Genomic DNA, 15,591 nt, shown 5'->3' on the forward strand with positions numbered 1-15,591 from the left:
ATTCTAGGGGCGTCGCATTGTATGGGCCGAGACTTATATTGCATGGCCGACAATAAATGTGGATTCCCCTCATAACCGATTCAGCGCAACCGCGTTATCTGGCGCTGGTAGACGCAATTGCCCACGCCATCAGCTGCGGTGAGCTCAAGCCCGGTGAGCGTTTGCCGCCACAGCGGCGGCTGGCCTGGGCGCTGGGCTGGAACCCCAGTACCACCATGCAGGCCTATCGCGAGGCGGCGCGGCGGCATCTGGTGTCGGGCGAAGTCGGGCGCGGCACCTACGTGCTCTCGGGCAGCCAGGAGGCGACGTTGTTTCGCTTGCAGCAGGTCGATGAGCACACCGGGCAGATTGACCTGCGCACCAATATCCCGGCGATAGACCACGCCAGCCAAAGCGATCCGCAGGCCTTGCAATGGTTGCTGGAAACCCATCAGTCGATTCGTTTGCAGCATTACCTGAGCGCGGCCGACCTGCTCCAGGCCCGGGTTCTCGGAGCCAACTGGCTCAAGGCGCGCGGCCTGCCTGTGCCCTTGGACAACATCATGCTGTGTACCGGCGCCCAGCAAGGCTTGTTCACCGTGTTGCTGTCGTTGTGCCAAGCGGGTGAGCCAGTGCTGGTTGAAGCGCTGACCGCGCCGGGGATTAAAGCTGCGTGCGCGCAACTGCGTTTGCCGATGCATGGCATCGCCATGGACGGGCAAGGCATCGTGCCCGATGACTTTGACCGCATCATCCGCGCCACCGGAGCGCGCATGGCGGTGCTGACTCCGACCCTGCACAACCCGACATCGGCGGTGATGGGCGATGAACGCAAGCAGGCGATTGCCCGGATTGCCCGACGCCATGGCGTGTGGATTATTGAAGACGACGTGTATGGCGCGCTCACCGACAGCCCGCCGTTGTGCAACTACCTGGGGGACTTGGGGATACTCGTCAGCAGCTTGTCAAAGACCGTGGCTGCCGGTGTGCGCCTGGGCTGGATTGCCGCCAGCCCGGCGTTGCTGGCGCGCATCGACCCGCATGCGCAATCGGCGCACTGGGGCATTTCGCCCCTGTGCGTGGCGATTGCCAATCAATGGCTCAGCGATGGCACGGCAGCCCAGCGCTTGGCCTGGCAAACCGAAGAAGTGACCCGGCGCTGGCGCCTGGCGAAAAAATTGCTGGGCGCGGTGATGTCCCAGACAGACACGCCATCGCCGCATATCTGGCTGACCCTGGCACCCGCTGAAGTCAGCTTTGCCCACACCTGCCAAAAGGTCGGTGTGGAGGTGGTGTCGGCAGAGGTGTTTGCGGTTAAATCCTGCACCCTGAACGCGGTACGCATCAGCCTGACGGCGGCTTCGAGTGCGCAACGCTTGAAAGTCGCGCTGGAGCGTATTGCCCGGCTTATTGACCAAGGAACCCCATGCGCAGAGAAATAGGCTACTGGTACCGCGAAGGCCGCGAACTGTTTTACTACCTGGAATTCAAGCCTGGAACGGCCGAGTTTTACCTCACCTGCGAACACACCCCGAGCGAAGGTGAAGGCAGCGTACGTTCAGTATTGCTCAGCGAAGCGCGGGGCGAGCGCTACTACGAAGACGCGTTGCTGATCATCAAGGAAGAACTGTTCAAGCAGTACACCGTGTAGTTGTAGGAGCGAGCTTGTTCGCGATCTTTTGATCGTTTAAAAGATCGCGAGGCAAGCTCGCTCCTACAGCGTTAAAGGTTAATCAGCGCAACCGCTCAAGCATCTGGTAGTACCACATGCCCGCCGCCAGCATCGGGTTGCCGAGGAGGTCGCCCATGGGCACGCGGATGTGCTGGCAGCCGGCAAAGGTGTTGAACTGCTCCAGTTGGCCGGTGATCGCCCGGCCCATGATTTCGCCCATGATGTGGCTGGTGGCGATGCCGTGCCCCGAGTAGCCCTGGCAGTACCAGACGTTGTCCGAGAGTTTGCCCAGTTGCGGGATGCGGTTGATCACGATGCCCATCGCGCAGCTCCACTGGTACTCGATGTTCACCCCTTTGAGTGCCGGGAAGGTCTGCTCGATGCACGGGCGTAATTCCCCCGCGATGTCGCGCGAGTCTTTGCCGCTGTAGTTGGCGCCGCCACCAAACAGCAGGCGGCCATCGGCGGTCATGCGGTAGTAGTCGAGCACGAAGCGGCAGTCATACACCGCAAGATCTTGGGGGTTCAACTGGCGGGCCAGGTCGCCCAGGGGTTCGGTGGTGACGATCCCGCCCATGGCCGGGAAGATTTTGCCCTTGAGCTTGCCCGGCTCCAGCTTGTGGTACACGTCACCGGCCAGCAGCACCTGATTGGCGTCAATGCGCCCGTGGGCCGTACGCACGCCGGGGGTGTCGCCGTGGATGATTTCCAGCACTTCACTGTTTTCGAATATCAGCGCGCCAAGGCTTTCGGCTGCGCGGGCCTCGCCAATGCAGAGGTTGAGCGGGTGCAGGTGCATGTTGCGCATATTCTTGATTGCGCCGTCATACAGGTCACTTTGCAGAATGTCGCGCACCTGGCTGCGGTCGAGCAACGACACTTCACTGCCCATGCCACGGCGCACCGCTTCGTCGTAGTCCTTGCGCAAGCCTTCCATATGGCTGGGTTTGTAGGCTGCATGCAGGTGCCCGTGCTTGAGGTCGCAGCGGATGCCGTATTTTTCGACCCGCTGCTGGATGATCTCGTGCCCGCGCCAACGCAGGTGCCAGATAAAGTCATCGACCTGGCTGCCGAGGCGACGGCGCATCTGCTTGCGCATCGCTTCATCGCCCGAGAGGCTGCCGGTCACTTGTCCGCCATTACGCCCGCTGGCGCCCCAGCCGATTTTGTTGCTCTCGACAATGGCCACTTTGAGGCCTTTTTCGGCCAGCTCGACGGCGGTCGCCACGCCGGTAAAACCGCCGCCAATAATCACCACATCAACCCGGTGCTGGCCTTGCAGCGTCGGGTAATCGGTTTCATGGGTGAGGGTAGCGGTGTAATAAGAGTTGCAACGTTCAGACATGGTGGCTCCGTTTTTTATTGGATTAAGGCAGAAAGGGGGGCTAATAAGGCGCCCGCGCCGGTCCTGCTTTTCCACTTCAGCCATGCACTGACGATAGGCGAGTTTTGAGGGTGAAATAAACCCCCTGTTACCAAGTTTTGCAGCGACGTGATCAGAACGTGACTTCGCTCACTTGCAGCACCCAGGTGATGGTCTGAGTTTTGTCATCCCACACATAGCGAAAATGCGGGCCTTGTCGTGGAATCGAAAGCGCAGGCGGGCGAAAGACTGCAACGCATTCGTGGCCGGAAAGCCGCACGCTGTTGTACAGCAGCCCCCAGGCCGAGGCTTCGCGCTGTTGTTTGGCAAAGGCTTGCGAAGTGCCGTAACTGGACAGGGAAGGGTGGTGCAAGCCGGGTTCGGCGCGTACATCGATCATTGGCTCAAGCACGCTGTTGATGTAGGTGCGCAGGGTGATTTCGATGCTCGCTTGCTGAGTGGCGCGCCAGAATTGTTCCTGATGAAAGCGGGTCTCGGCGATGGCGGCGTCAAGGCTGTTGGCGCAGTAATAAACCCCGTAACTGCCATCGGTGAATCGGCTGGCGCGGCCAATGTGGGTAAAAGCCGCCATGATCGGGGTCGAGCCTTCTCCACACAGTCGGTCGTGTGGATGCACGCGGTTAAGAGCTCCGGCCTGGTCGCGCAGGCGGTCATTGGTCAGGCTTTCGAGGGCAAAGGCAATGTCCAGATCGGCCGGGTCAAGGGTGTCCTCAAACACCGAAATGGGCGGGAATGCACTGTTGATGATGCGATAAGCGTTGTTCCACTCGGGCAGCACGGATAACAACGGGGTGTCTGGCATCAGCCCCGTACCCCATCCAGATAGCGGCGCACATCTGCCAGGTCGACGACCTGGCCGCCGAGCATGTAGCTCAACGCACTTTGGCCGTTGAATGGCGCGGTGTTGTTGGCTTTGTGGACCCACTCGTAAGCGCGCTCGGGCTGATTGCTGAACAGGATGCGCAGCGCTTTGTGCACGCCCATCAGGTACGAAATACGCTCAAGGGTGTCGTGGGGCAGGCGAACATTCGGCAGTTTTTTGTACTTGAAGTACGTGGTGTTGCCGATAGCGCCGAGCAGGGTGCATTGCTGATCTTTGCTGCAACCCCAGTGCTCCATCAAATTGAAGAAGAACGTCAGGGCGACGCGGCCCGCATCACCGCTGGTGATATCGGGCCGGGTGTTGTGGGCGACTAAATGCATGGTGGCCTCCAAGGCGTTGATACCCTGGAGGCTACACCGTATCTGGATAATTACAATGAATGTATCCGCATGTGAACTGGGTAATCCATTGCTTTATGTGTTGGGCAGCGACTTGGCCTTGTTCATACACCGCTGTCGGCGTTCATCAACACGCTGGGCAAACCAGGCGGTGGTGAGGTTGCGGGTGATTTTAGGGCTTTGCAGGGTGATGCCCGGCAACACGGCGCGGGGCAGCGGTTTGGCCTGTTGGCGGTCGGCAAGGGCAAAGACTTTGCGATAGACCTCGGTCTGCTCAAATTCAAGGCGGTCACCTTTGAGCAACTGCTGGCGGATCTGGTTATCGTTCAAGCCCAGTTGCTTGCCCAGCACGCGAACAGCGCGTTCGGTGGAGCCCACGGCGTAAGAGCCGGGGATGGTCACGTCGCCATCCAGTGCCAGTTGTATGCCTGACACCTGGCTCACGGCATTCTGAAAGGCGGCATTGCGACTGGCATACCAGCCCGCATTGAAGTCAGCAAAGCGATACAGCGATTGCGTGTAGTCGGCCGGGTAGCCGAGCAAATGGGCGGTACCAAAGTACATGCCGCCACGACGGGTAAAGACCTCCTGACGAATCGTGCCCGGTAACGGGTAGGGGTAATCCTGGGCGTGTTTCTCGGCAAAGGCGATGCTGACCTGCATGGGCCCGCCGGTATGCACCGGGTTGAGGCTGCCAAACAGGTTTTTGCCCAACGGCACCATGCCGATAAAGTCATCGAAGATGGCGCTCAACTGGCCTTCGGTCCGAGCCGCATCAAGACGCTGGTTATAGGTTTTGCCCGTTGGCGAGGTGATGTTCAATGCGCTGCGCACCACGAATTCCGGGATGTGCAGTTTGCCCGCGCGCCGATTGATTTCGCTGCGGGCAATTTTTGCCAGGTTGGGCACCGGCGGGTCTGCCTGAAAAGTCGACTCTTGCTCAGTCACGGCCAGCACCGAGCACAGGTTTTCGTCGTTGGGCTCAAGCTTTTGCGCGGCGAAGGCGGTGTAAATGTCGTTGGCCCAGCCCTGGCGATCCGCAACGTTGGCGGGCAGCAGTTGAAGCAACCGCGCACGCGCCTGTTCGGGCGTGCGACCGGGTAGCGTCTGGGTGCTTTGGCTGCTGCACCCGGCGATCACAATGGGCAAAGAAAGCGTTAATACCTGCATGAAAAATCGATTCACTAACGCTTAACTCCCCAAAAAATAGAACGATGTGCTGACGTATCAATCGTCTCGTGTCAGCACTTCCAGCAGTTCGATCTCAAACGTGAGGTCCGAGTTCGGTGTGATGTGTTTGCCCATGCTTCTTTCACCATAGGCCAAGTGCGCGGGAACTTGCAGTTTGCGCTTGCCGCCCACTTTCATCCCCATCAGGCCCTGGTCCCAGCCCTTAATGACGCGGCCAGTGCCTATGACGCACTGGAACGGCTTGCCGCGCTCATGGGAGGAGTCGAAGACCGTGCCATCTGCGAGCCAGCCGGTGTAGTGCGTGGTGATCAGGGCGCCTTTGACGGCAGCTTTGCCTTCGCCCTGTGCGAGGTCGGTGATCTGTAGTTCATTGTTCATGGTGCGAGACTCAAAAAATTAAAACGTGCAGGAGCGAGCTGATATGGCGCGGTTTTTCTCAGGGTGCGGCCAGTTTGGCAATCATTTTTAAATTTTTTTTTCGTAGGACAAGGCTCTAAAACCAAGGGTTTGCGGAACTTATCAATGAGGGTAATTGTCATTCGCGCTTTACTCTCAATTGAGAATGGTTACTATTGTCGCCCTGGCAGCGCCGGGGTGAGCTAAGCAAGACGAGATCCTTTGAGGGAATCGTGCCCAGCCATTCCAGCTTTTGGCCTGCTGAGCACACTCCATTGTTAAGGGATCAACTGGACATGTCGTCTCGATTCAAACGCAGTCAATTTTCACTGGCTATTGTGGCCGCACTGGCTTCACCGACCTTGCTCGCCGATGCGCTGGAGCGTGAACGCGATGAAGTGCCCGTGGAGGCCAGCGACCTGCCGGTAGATGGCAGCAAGCAGGCGCTGCAACTGGAGGAAACCCGTGTATTGGGCACCGCCGCTGAAGAGCTGAAGCAGGCGCCGGGTGTGTCGATCATTACCGCTGAAGACATTAAAAAACGGCCGCCGGCCAATGATCTTTCCGACATCATCCGTCGTGAGCCCGGGGTTAACCTCACCGGCAACAGTTCCAGTGGCGCACGCGGTAACAACCGCCAGATTGACTTGCGTGGCATGGGTCCGGAAAACACGTTGATCCTGATCGACGGCAAGCCGTCTTCTTCACGCAACGCCCAACGTTATGGCTGGAGTGGCGACCGTGATACCCGTGGCGAAACCAACTGGGTACCGGCCGAAGAAGTGGAGCGTATCGAAATCCTCCGCGGCCCGGCAGCTGCCCGTTACGGCTCAGGCGCGATGGGCGGGGTGGTCAACATCATCACCAAGCGCCCGACCGACAAGCTCGGCGGCTCTTTGACGGCCTACTACCTGTCACCGGATGACAGCGCAGAAGGCATCAGCAAGCGCACCAACTTCAACCTCAGCGGCCCGCTCACCGACGACCTGGTGTTTCGCGTGTATGGCGGCTTGAGCAAAACCGACGCGGATGACGCGCGCATCAACACCAGCGAGCAGGCCTACGCAGACAGCGTGGTAGCAGGCCGAGAAGGCGTGCGCAACAAAGACGTCAACGGCTTGTTGAGCTGGCAGTTCACCCCGGAGCAATCCCTGGACCTTGAGGCCAGCTACAGCCGCCAGGGCAATATCTACGCGGGCGATACCATGCTCAACAGCGGGGGGGATTTCGTTAACAGCCTGTACGGCAAAGAAACCTCGGTACTGCAACGCAGCATGTTTTCGGCCACCCACAATGGCTCGTTTGACTGGGGCACCACCATGGCCATGCTCAGCCATGACCTGACCCGCAACTCGCGTTTGAACGAAGGCTTGGCGGGCTACGGTGAAGGTGCACCGTCTGAGTCGGCCGGCAGCTTCCAGTCACGCCTGCGCAACACCCGGGCCAAGGCTGAAGCCAACTTGCCGCTGGACTTTTACACCCATCAGGTGCTGACCCTGGGCGGCGAATACCTGTACGAATCGCTGAATGATCCGGGCTCGTTGCGTCCGCAAAGCTGGGACCCGGGCGCCGACGGTACTGCGGGTATTCCGGGCACTGACCGCACCCAGACCAAGTCCACCGCCAATAGCTACGCGTTCTACGTAGAAGACAACCTCGAAGCCGGGTCCAAAACTATCGTTACGCCGGGCCTGCGCTACGACCACCACGACAAGTTTGGTGGCAACTGGAGCCCGAGCCTCAACGCTTCGCACCAGATCACTGATGAGCTGAGCCTTAAAGGCGGTATTGCCCGGGCCTACAAAACCCCGAATCTGTACCAGTCCAACCCCAACTATCTGTTGTACAGCCGTGGTAACGGTTGCAGCTCGGTAGAAGTCAACCTGGGAGGTTGCTACCTGGTGGGTAACCCGGACCTCAAACCGGAAATCAGCATCAACAAAGAGATCGGTCTGGCGTTTGACAAAGGCAGCTGGCGCACCAGCGCGACGTACTTCCGTAACGACTACCAGAACAAGATCAATGCCAGCAACGAATCCGCGTTCCGCCTGCCCAACGGCCGTCGTGTATTGCAGTGGGAAAACAGCGGCAAGGCCATCGTGCAAGGGGTTGAGGGCAACCTGTTCGTCAACCTGCGCAAGGACCTGGACTGGAACACCAACCTGACCTACATGATCGACAGCAAAGACAAGAAAACCGGCGAACCACTGAGCATCATTCCCAAGTACACGCTCAACACCACTTTGGACTGGTACGCCACCGAACAGCTTTCGTTCCAGGTCAGCGGCACGTACTACGGCGAGCAGAAGGCGCCCAAATACAACATGCGCGCCAACGAGTCACTGGACAAATCGGTGCAGCAGTCGGTTGACCCGTATGGTCTGGTGGGGCTGAGCAGCGGCTATGAGTTCAACAAAAATCTAAGCGTGCGGGTGGGCATCAACAACCTGCTCGACAAGCAGCTGTACCGCAAGGGTAACGCTGACGAAGCAGGCGCCCAGACCTACAACGAAGCGGGCCGTGCCTACTTTGCGTCGGTGACCACCTCGTTCTGATCACACCATTGGCCTGACCGCTGTTTGGGTGCAGGCAATAACAGGCGCGACATCCTTGAAAGGTGTCGCGCCGTTGTCACATTAGGCTCTGGCAAAACCGTGGCTGGGGCTGATGAAGGATTGAACAGATGAAACTTGCATCGTCGGCATGGCTGCCGATTCTGTCTCGCGCACTGGCCGCCATGGTGGGCGGCTATGTGTTTACCTATGCCTTTACGGCGGCGCTGGCGCGGCTGTTGCCAATGGACAACGTGGACTCAATGCTGGTCGCCAGCCTGTTGTCGTTCGCCATCTATACCTGCGCCATTTTGTGGGCCTTTATGGCGCGTCATCAGTGGTCGGCCTGGATGGGGGCCGTGCTGGCGCTGCCATTGGCCGCGATCGGTTTTTGGCCGCAACTGCTGGAGCGACTCGGATGAAACAGACCATCACCCAATCTCTGGCCTGGTTGCACACTTGGGGTGGACTGATCGTAGGCTGGTTGTTGTTTGCGATTTTTCTGACCGGCAGCCTGGCGGTGTTCGATCAAGAGATCGACAACTGGATGCACCCGGAGCTGCCCGCCCACCACTTGACGGACGAACAGGCCGTTGAGCATGGCTTAAGCTACTTGCGTCAGCATAGCCCTGACGCCAAGCAATGGGGCGTGAGCCTGCCCGATGACCGCTCGCCCGAGCTGCGCGCTTCGACCGGCGGGCGTCGCGACGGCGTGTCGGTGACCCTGGACCCCAACACCGGTGAAGTCTTACCAGTACGCGAGTCATCGGGCGGGCGCTTCTTTTTCCTGTTCCACTTCACCCTGTTCATGCCCGGCATGCTCGGGATTTATGTGGTCGGTGCGTTGGCCATGGGCATGCTGGCGGCGTTGATCAGCGGCATCGTGATCCACAAAAAATTCTTCAAGGAGTTCTTCACCTTTCGCCCGGCCAAAGGCCAGCGCTCGTGGCTTGACGCGCACAACGCCAGCGCCGTTCTGTTGCTGCCGTTTCACCTGATGATTACCTACAGCGGGCTGGCTATTTTCCTGGTGATCTACATGCCAGCGGCCATGGACGCGCTGTTTGATGGCAGTCGCGACGCGTTTTTCAAGGCCCAGGACCCTGCGCCTGCGGTGGTCGAGGCCAAACGCCCGGCGCGGGCCGAACCGGCACCGCTGGTGGCCATCGGGCCATTGCTGGCAAAAGCCCGCGACGTTATGGGGCCGCTGAGCGGTGTGAGCATTACCAACCCTGGCATGAGCAACGCCGAGATTCAGATCCGGCCGATTCTGGGCAACCGCATTGCCCTGATTAAAGGTGGCGGCATGCGGTTTGACGGGGTCACGGGTGAGCAACTGTCCGGGCCGACTGAGATGCGCGCTTCGGTGCTCACGCACCGGGTAATTTCCGGTATGCACTTTGCGCAGTTCGGCGGTTACCCGATGCGCTGGGTGTACTTCATTTGCGGGTTAATCAGCAGCGCCATGATCGCCACCGGGCTGGTGCTGTTCACCGTTAAACGGCGCCGTAAATACGCCAGCGAAGGCCGGGTAGCCCAAGTGCTTTACCGGGTGATCGAGGCCGTCAACGTCACGGTGATGGCGGGCTTGAGCCTGGCCTGTATCGCTTACCTGTGGGGCAATCACCTGTTGCCGGTGGGCATGGCTGAGCGCCCGGATGCGGAGCTGACGGTGTTCTTTGGGGTGTGGGCCTTGACCCTGGTGCATGCATTGCTGCGCCCGCGCATGCACGCCTGGCGTGAGCAACTGGGACTGGCGGGGGTGATGTGCCTGAGCTTGCCGCTGGTGAGTCTGCTGACCGTTGATCATTCGTGGGCGTTGCACAGCCGCATGGGCGTTGAACTCACCACCATGGCTCTGGGTGGCGTGTTGTTGTGGGCGTGCTGGAAAGTCTCGCAACCGCAAGTTGAGCGGGTGCCGCGTAAAAAGGCAACGGTGCTGGCGGAGGTGAACTGAGATGCTGGCAAATTACATTGCGGCCTGGGCCTTTGCCTATATCGGCATGCTTGCCCTGTGCCAAGGGCTTGAGCGCCATTACAAGCACGTCTGGAACAAACCGCCGTCAGCCGGGTTGCGTCGCACCTTGCGCGGGGCAGGGTGGTTGAGTCTGGCTGTGAGCTTCTATTTTTGCGGCATGGCCTGGGGCTGGGCAATGGGTCCCATTGGCTGGTTTGGTCTGATCTCGCTCAGTGGCTTTGCGTTGCTGATGTTGTTGCCGTACCGCGCACGGCTGGCGGTGTGGTTACCGCTAGGGTTCGTCCCGCTGTGGGCGGTGATCGAAATGTTAAGCCTTTACCGTTGGTCTGTTTAGGTATTTTTGACAGGTAGGCAGCCCCGCTAAATGACCGAATCTCTTGAGTCAAACAGACTCAGTTTTTGGTCATTTAGCGGAGTGCTTAAGCATGCCCCTGATTGATGACGTTCAAGGCTTGTGGTGAGGGCATGCCTAGCCACAAGGTGGATGGTTTTACGGCTGCAAGCAGCCGATCGTAACCGATCGAAGCCGATCGCAGCCTTCGTACCTCGTCAGCGACTACAGTGACCTGTTTGCTGCGCGACAGCGCGGCGTCGAAGACGGGGCGGCAACCCCTACAGGGGGGTGTGCAGCGCTACGCGTCTAGATCAGGCAAACCATTTGTTCCGGGCTTCTGCCAGCAGTTCGTGCATGAGCGCTTCAACATCAGGGACGCTCAGTTCGCTGAATATGTGCTCTTCTTCGAATGTCCAGTGCTTGCTGAAAATACCCACCAGACCTTCGGCATGGGCTTGCACGGTCTCCCACTCCAGGGTGTCATTGCCCAGTGCAAGCAAGTCTTGACTGAACGTCACTTTGGGTTCGATCACACTGTGAACCGTGGTGATGTAGAGTTGCTCGCAGTCGGTCCCGTGCTGCTTGAGTCGTTCATTAAGAAAATCGCGCACCTGAGCGTTGTAGGCGCCAGCGCCTGCTTTGCCAGCCACCACGGGAGCGTCATTGTTGTCGATCATGTTCAAGGTAAAACTCCTTTTATTACAGCCGGCCTATCCAGCTTCATGCTGTGAGAAATTCGGCCGGCTAAAACCTTTCGATGACCTATTGGAACGCTTATTGGTCGTGTGTTTGCGGTACATAGTTATGGCACGTTGTAACAGCAGTTATCGAGGCTGGGCCTTGGGCTTGATCAGCCGGTTGGCAATCAGGTCCAGGCTGCTGCAAAAGACGAAGTACACCAGCGCGACAAACAGGTAGATCTCGGTCGGGTGCACCATTACCCGGTTGCTGACCTGGGTCGCCACAAACGACAGCTCCCCCACGCCAATCACGTACGCCAGCGACGTGTCCTTGATCAGTGAAATCCATTGGTTGAGGAATGAAGGCAGCATCATCGGCAATGCCTGCGGCAGGATGATCAAGCGCAACACTTGCCATGTGCCCAGCCCCAACGCTTTACCCGCCGCCCATTGCCCCGCCGGTAAACTGCTAATGCCCGCGTATACCGAATGCGCAAGGTAGGCGCCGCCAATCAACGACAGGGCGCAGACCACGGTGGCCAATGCCGGTACATCGACATTGAACACAATCGGCAGCAAAAAGTAGCTCCAGAAAATCAGCATCAGCACCGGAATGGCTCGCAAAAACCCCAGTACGCCGAGCAATACCCAGCGAACTCTGGAGCGAATCATCACCAGGGCAATGCCCAGCACCAGGCCCAAAATGGCCGAAATCACTCCCGAAAACAGGCTTAACACTAGCGTCAATGCAGCCCCGCCGAGCGGGCCGTTGGGGTAAGCGCCGATCAAGAAGTACGACAAGTTGTCGCTAATTACCGAAAAGTCCATGGCTTAGAGCACTCCCTGCCGATACCACTTGCTGCGCGCAATCAACTGCCCGATGACTTCAAGCAGGGCGATGCTCAACACATACAGCAACGTGGCGAAACCAAAGGCCTGGAAGGTCTTGAAGGTTTCGGTCTCGACCTGACGCGACGCATAAGACAGCTCCGCCAAGCCGATGGCCATGGTCAGCGACGAGTTTTTCAGGGCATTCATGTATTGCCCCAGCAGGGGCCCCAGTGCGGTGCGCAGGGCTTGCGGGAAGACGATGTAACGCCACACTTGTGCCGGTTTGAAGCCCAGCGCCAACCCGGCGGCACGTTGCTCAAGGCGCACCGAACTGACGCCTGCGCGGAACTCCTCGCAAATAAATGCCGCGGTGTAGAGCATCAGGCCCCAGAAACCGGCAAGAAACTCAAAGGACGGCCATTCAAGCTCGAACAGACCCAGGTCCAGACTGCGCGGCTGGTTAAGCCACACCACCAAGCCTTCGGGCAGCATCGCCGTAACCCCGAAGTACCAGAAAAACAGCTGCACCAGCAGCGGCGTATTACGAAACAGCGCCAGATATGCCCGTGCGGGCCATGACCAGAGGCGCGAGGGCGAGATCCTCGCCAGGCACAGCACAAACCCCAGCCCGGTGGCTACCAGGCAGGTCAACAGCGAAAGGATCAGGGTGAGAACAAAACCATCGAACAGCCAGTGCAGGTATTGCGGGGCAAGCAGTTCACCGAACATAAACAACGTCCATCCAGAAACAAACAAACCCGTCCGGTTGTCCGTGACGGGTTATTCAGTGTTGCTAGCGCGACTTAGCTCTTGTCGCCGATTTTGTACAGGCGGGTCAGCGGGGTTTTGGTGTTCGGGCCGAACCAGGTGTCATAAATTTTTTGCGCCTGGCCTTTGGCTTCAAGCTCGGTGAGGGTTTGGTTGACCACGTCGGTCAGACCTTGCTCGCCTTTTGGAATGCCCACGCCGATCAAGTCATTGGAAATGGTGAACGGCGGCACTTCGTACTTGTCTTTGTCCGGCACATTGGCCAGCAAACCGATCAGTTTTGGGCCGTCCTGGGTAATCGCCTGGACGTTGCCATTGCGCAGGGCGGTGAAAGCGAACGGGGTGTCATCGTAGGCAATCACTTTGGCGCCCGGGAATTTCTCGCGCAGCACGCCTTCGTTGACCGTGCCTTTGTCGACGCCGACGCGCCATTTGTTCAGGTCATCCTCGGATTTAAGGGTGCCTTTTTTGACGATAAATTGCTGGCCCGAGGCGAAGTACGGAATGCTGAAGTTCACCTGCTCGGCGCGTTCAGGGGTGATGGTGAAGTTGGCCAGTACCAGGTCGACCTTGTTGGAGAGCAACAGCGGAACGCGGTTGGCCGGGTTGGTCGGTTGCAGTTGCAGTTTCACGCCCAGTTTGTCGGCGATGGCCTTGGCGTAGTCCACGTCCAGACCTTCGATTTGCTTGCTTTTAGCGTCCACAAAACCGAATGGCGGGTTGCTGTCAAACGAAGCCACGCGCAGTACGCCGGACTTTTTGATGTCATCCAGACGATCAGCGTGGGCCAGGCCCGACAAAACAGCCAATGTCAGCGCGGTGAGGGCAGTGAGTTTTTTCATTTCGTTCTCATCATGAGTTAGAAGATTTATGACGAGAGTCTTGCAGGAAAATGTGCTTTTAAAAAAGAATATAAAACGATTTAAATATTCCGTTTACTTATATGCCTGTAGGAGCGAGCTTGCCTCGCGATCTTTTAAAAGATCAAAAGATCGCGAGGCAAGCTCGCTCCTACAGGGTGGGTCAGGCGGTCACACTGCTGGCTTGTAGCAGCTCGCGGGTGTACGGGTGTTGCGGGTTGTCGAACAGGGTTTGCGCGTCACCTTGTTCCACCACTTTGCCGTCCTTGATCACGATCATGTCGTGGGCCAGTGCATGCACCACCGCCAGGTCGTGGCTGATAAACAGGTAGGTCAGGCCATGCCGGGCCTGCAAGTCACGGAGTAAATCCACCACTTGTTTTTGCACGGTGCGGTCCAGTGCCGAGGTCGGTTCGTCGAGCAGGATCAGGGCCGGTTCCATGATCAGCGCCCGGGCGATGGAGATGCGCTGGCGCTGGCCGCCCGAGAATTCGTGCGGGTAGCGGTGGCGACTCTCAGGGTCGAGCCCCACCTCTTGCAGCACGCGAATCACCGCGGCTTCACGCTCTTGTTCGGTGCCGATGTCGTGAGCCAGCAAACCCTCGCTGATGATCTGCTGCACCGACATGCGCGGGCTCAAGCTGCCGAAGGGGTCCTGGAACACCACCTGCATTTGCCGACGCAACGGACGCAGCAGGTCCTGATTAAGCAGGTTGAGCTGTTTGTTGCCAAAACGGATGTCGCCCTCAGACTCCACCAACCGCAAGATCGCCTGGCCCAAGGTCGATTTGCCCGAGCCGGACTCGCCAACAATGCCCAGGGTCTTGCCTTTTTTCAGCTCAAAACTGACCCCGTCCACGGCCTTGACGTAATGCCGCTCGCGGCTGAACAGGGGCTTGGGCAGGGGAAACCAGACTTTCAAATCGTCGACTTCCAGCAGGTTGTGCCGGTAATCGCAGGGCACCGGGCTGCCGCTGGGTTCGGCCTCGATCAGCATGCGGCTATAGGGGTGTTGCGGGGCACGGAACAACGCTTCGCAGGTGGCCTGTTCGACAATTTCACCGCCGCGCATCACGCACACGCGCTGGGCGATTTTGCGCACCAGGTTGAGGTCGTGGCTGATCAGCAATAACGACATGCCCAGGCGCTGTTGCAGGTCGATCAGCAGTTCAAGAATCTTCTGCTGCACGGTGACGTCCAGCGCGGTGGTCGGCTCGTCGGCGATCAACAGTTCAGGTTCGTTGGCCAGCGCCATGGCGATCATCACCCGCTGGCGCTGGCCGCCAGACAGCTGATGCGGATACGCATTAAGGCGTTTGTGCGGATCGCGAATGCCCACCAGGGTCAGCAGTTCCAGGGTGCGTTCGCGGGCGGCGCGTTTTTTCAGGCCTTTGTGGGTGATCAGCACTTCACTGATTTGCTTTTCAACCGTGTGCAGGGGGTTGAGCGAGGTCATCGGCTCCTGGAAAATCATCGCGATGCGATTGCCGCGCAGGCTGCGCAACTGGCTGTCGCTGGCGTTCACCAGGTCGGTGCCGTTGTAGCGAATGCAGCCCTGGGTTTCCACACTCTTGCCCGGTAACAGGCGCAGGATCGAGTGCGCCGTCACCGACTTGCCCGAGCCCGATTCGCCCACCAGCGCCAGACACTCACCCCGGTTAATATCCAGGTTGATGCCGTGCACCACTTCACGCCCGGCAAAGCCGACGCGCAGGTCACGTATTTCAATCAATGTGTCGTTCATC

The 15,591-nt window shown here is 58.8% G+C and carries 16 protein-coding genes; 6 read left to right on the forward strand and 10 right to left on the reverse strand.

The features are described 5' to 3' along the window. Positions 1-56 precede the first annotated feature (56 nt). Both ACJJU9_RS10230 and ACJJU9_RS10235 read left to right on the forward strand, forming a co-directional pair. The gene (locus ACJJU9_RS10230) at positions 57-1,421 is read left to right on the forward strand and encodes a PLP-dependent aminotransferase family protein (RefSeq protein ID WP_407730632.1); all 1,365 of its coding nucleotides are present in this window, start codon (positions 57-59) and stop codon (positions 1,419-1,421) included. Then, positions 1,406-1,630, forward strand: coding sequence for a hypothetical protein (locus tag ACJJU9_RS10235; RefSeq protein ID WP_407730633.1), 225 nt, complete (start codon positions 1,406-1,408; stop codon positions 1,628-1,630). Before ACJJU9_RS10230 ends, ACJJU9_RS10235 begins: the two co-directional genes overlap by 16 nt. Before the next feature lie 82 nt (positions 1,631-1,712). Here the strand turns inward: ACJJU9_RS10235 and ACJJU9_RS10240 are convergent, their stop codons facing one another. From ACJJU9_RS10240 to ACJJU9_RS10260, 5 genes are all read right to left on the reverse strand, one after another. Continuing rightward, a complete protein-coding gene (locus ACJJU9_RS10240; protein ID WP_407730634.1) occupies positions 1,713-2,996 on the reverse strand; it encodes an NAD(P)/FAD-dependent oxidoreductase in 1,284 nt (427 codons plus the stop codon). Between the two features lie 151 nt (positions 2,997-3,147). Continuing rightward, a complete protein-coding gene (locus ACJJU9_RS10245; RefSeq protein WP_194287806.1) occupies positions 3,148-3,837 on the reverse strand; it encodes an RES family NAD+ phosphorylase in 690 nt (229 codons plus the stop codon). Continuing rightward, entirely contained in the window at positions 3,837-4,238 is a 402-nt protein-coding gene (locus ACJJU9_RS10250; protein ID WP_048369946.1) for an MbcA/ParS/Xre antitoxin family protein, read from the reverse strand. The genes ACJJU9_RS10245 and ACJJU9_RS10250 overlap by 1 nt, the downstream gene beginning before the upstream one ends. Before the next feature lie 93 nt (positions 4,239-4,331). Beyond that, the gene (locus ACJJU9_RS10255; protein ID WP_407730977.1) at positions 4,332-5,426 is read right to left on the reverse strand and encodes a DUF1615 domain-containing protein; all 1,095 of its coding nucleotides are present in this window, start codon (positions 5,424-5,426) and stop codon (positions 4,332-4,334) included. 57 nt (positions 5,427-5,483) lie between these two features. Next, on the reverse strand, positions 5,484-5,825 hold the full coding sequence (locus tag ACJJU9_RS10260) for an FKBP-type peptidyl-prolyl cis-trans isomerase (RefSeq protein WP_407730635.1): 342 nt from the start codon (positions 5,823-5,825) through the stop codon (positions 5,484-5,486). A 314-nt stretch (positions 5,826-6,139) separates the two neighbouring features. Here ACJJU9_RS10260 and ACJJU9_RS10265 point away from each other — a divergent pair, with 314 nt between their 5' ends. The 4 genes from ACJJU9_RS10265 to ACJJU9_RS10280 all read left to right on the forward strand — a co-directional run bounded on the left by ACJJU9_RS10265 (position 6,140) and on the right by ACJJU9_RS10280 (position 10,707). Beyond that, positions 6,140-8,398 carry a TonB-dependent siderophore receptor gene (locus ACJJU9_RS10265; RefSeq protein ID WP_153392347.1) on the forward strand — a complete coding sequence of 753 codons (2,259 nt, stop codon included), beginning with the start codon at positions 6,140-6,142 and terminating at the stop codon, positions 8,396-8,398. Positions 8,399-8,526: 128 nt separating this feature from the next. After that, positions 8,527-8,817, forward strand: a complete 291-nt coding sequence (locus ACJJU9_RS10270; RefSeq protein ID WP_048369950.1) for a hypothetical protein — start codon at positions 8,527-8,529, stop codon at positions 8,815-8,817. After that, on the forward strand, positions 8,814-10,352 hold the full coding sequence (locus tag ACJJU9_RS10275; RefSeq protein WP_407730636.1) for a PepSY-associated TM helix domain-containing protein: 1,539 nt from the start codon (positions 8,814-8,816) through the stop codon (positions 10,350-10,352). Before ACJJU9_RS10270 ends, ACJJU9_RS10275 begins: the two co-directional genes overlap by 4 nt. 1 nt (position 10,353) lies before the next feature. Further along, complete coding sequence (locus tag ACJJU9_RS10280; RefSeq protein WP_407730637.1) at positions 10,354-10,707, forward strand: DUF3325 domain-containing protein; 354 nt, start codon at positions 10,354-10,356, stop codon at positions 10,705-10,707. Between the two features lie 311 nt (positions 10,708-11,018). Here ACJJU9_RS10280 and ACJJU9_RS10285 read toward each other — a convergent pair whose 3' ends face one another. The 5 genes from ACJJU9_RS10285 to ACJJU9_RS10305 form a co-directional block, all read right to left on the reverse strand. Then, the gene (locus ACJJU9_RS10285; protein WP_407730638.1) at positions 11,019-11,390 is read right to left on the reverse strand and encodes a hypothetical protein; all 372 of its coding nucleotides are present in this window, start codon (positions 11,388-11,390) and stop codon (positions 11,019-11,021) included. 141 nt (positions 11,391-11,531) lie between these two features. After that, entirely contained in the window at positions 11,532-12,215 is a 684-nt protein-coding gene (locus ACJJU9_RS10290) for an amino acid ABC transporter permease (RefSeq protein ID WP_153335774.1), read from the reverse strand. 3 nt (positions 12,216-12,218) lie between these two features. Then, positions 12,219-12,947: an amino acid ABC transporter permease gene (locus ACJJU9_RS10295; RefSeq protein WP_153374376.1), complete on the reverse strand. Its 729-nt coding sequence runs from the start codon at positions 12,945-12,947 to the stop codon at positions 12,219-12,221. 74 nt (positions 12,948-13,021) lie between these two features. Beyond that, on the reverse strand, positions 13,022-13,828 hold the full coding sequence (locus ACJJU9_RS10300; protein WP_123748840.1) for an ABC transporter substrate-binding protein: 807 nt from the start codon (positions 13,826-13,828) through the stop codon (positions 13,022-13,024). Between the two features lie 181 nt (positions 13,829-14,009). Next, positions 14,010-15,590 carry an ABC transporter ATP-binding protein gene (locus tag ACJJU9_RS10305; RefSeq protein ID WP_407730639.1) on the reverse strand — a complete coding sequence of 527 codons (1,581 nt, stop codon included), beginning with the start codon at positions 15,588-15,590 and terminating at the stop codon, positions 14,010-14,012. Position 15,591: the final 1 nt, after the last annotated feature.

The organism is Pseudomonas helleri (genome assembly GCF_045830615.1).
Taxonomy (GTDB): Bacteria; Pseudomonadota; Gammaproteobacteria; order Pseudomonadales; family Pseudomonadaceae; genus Aquipseudomonas; species Aquipseudomonas helleri.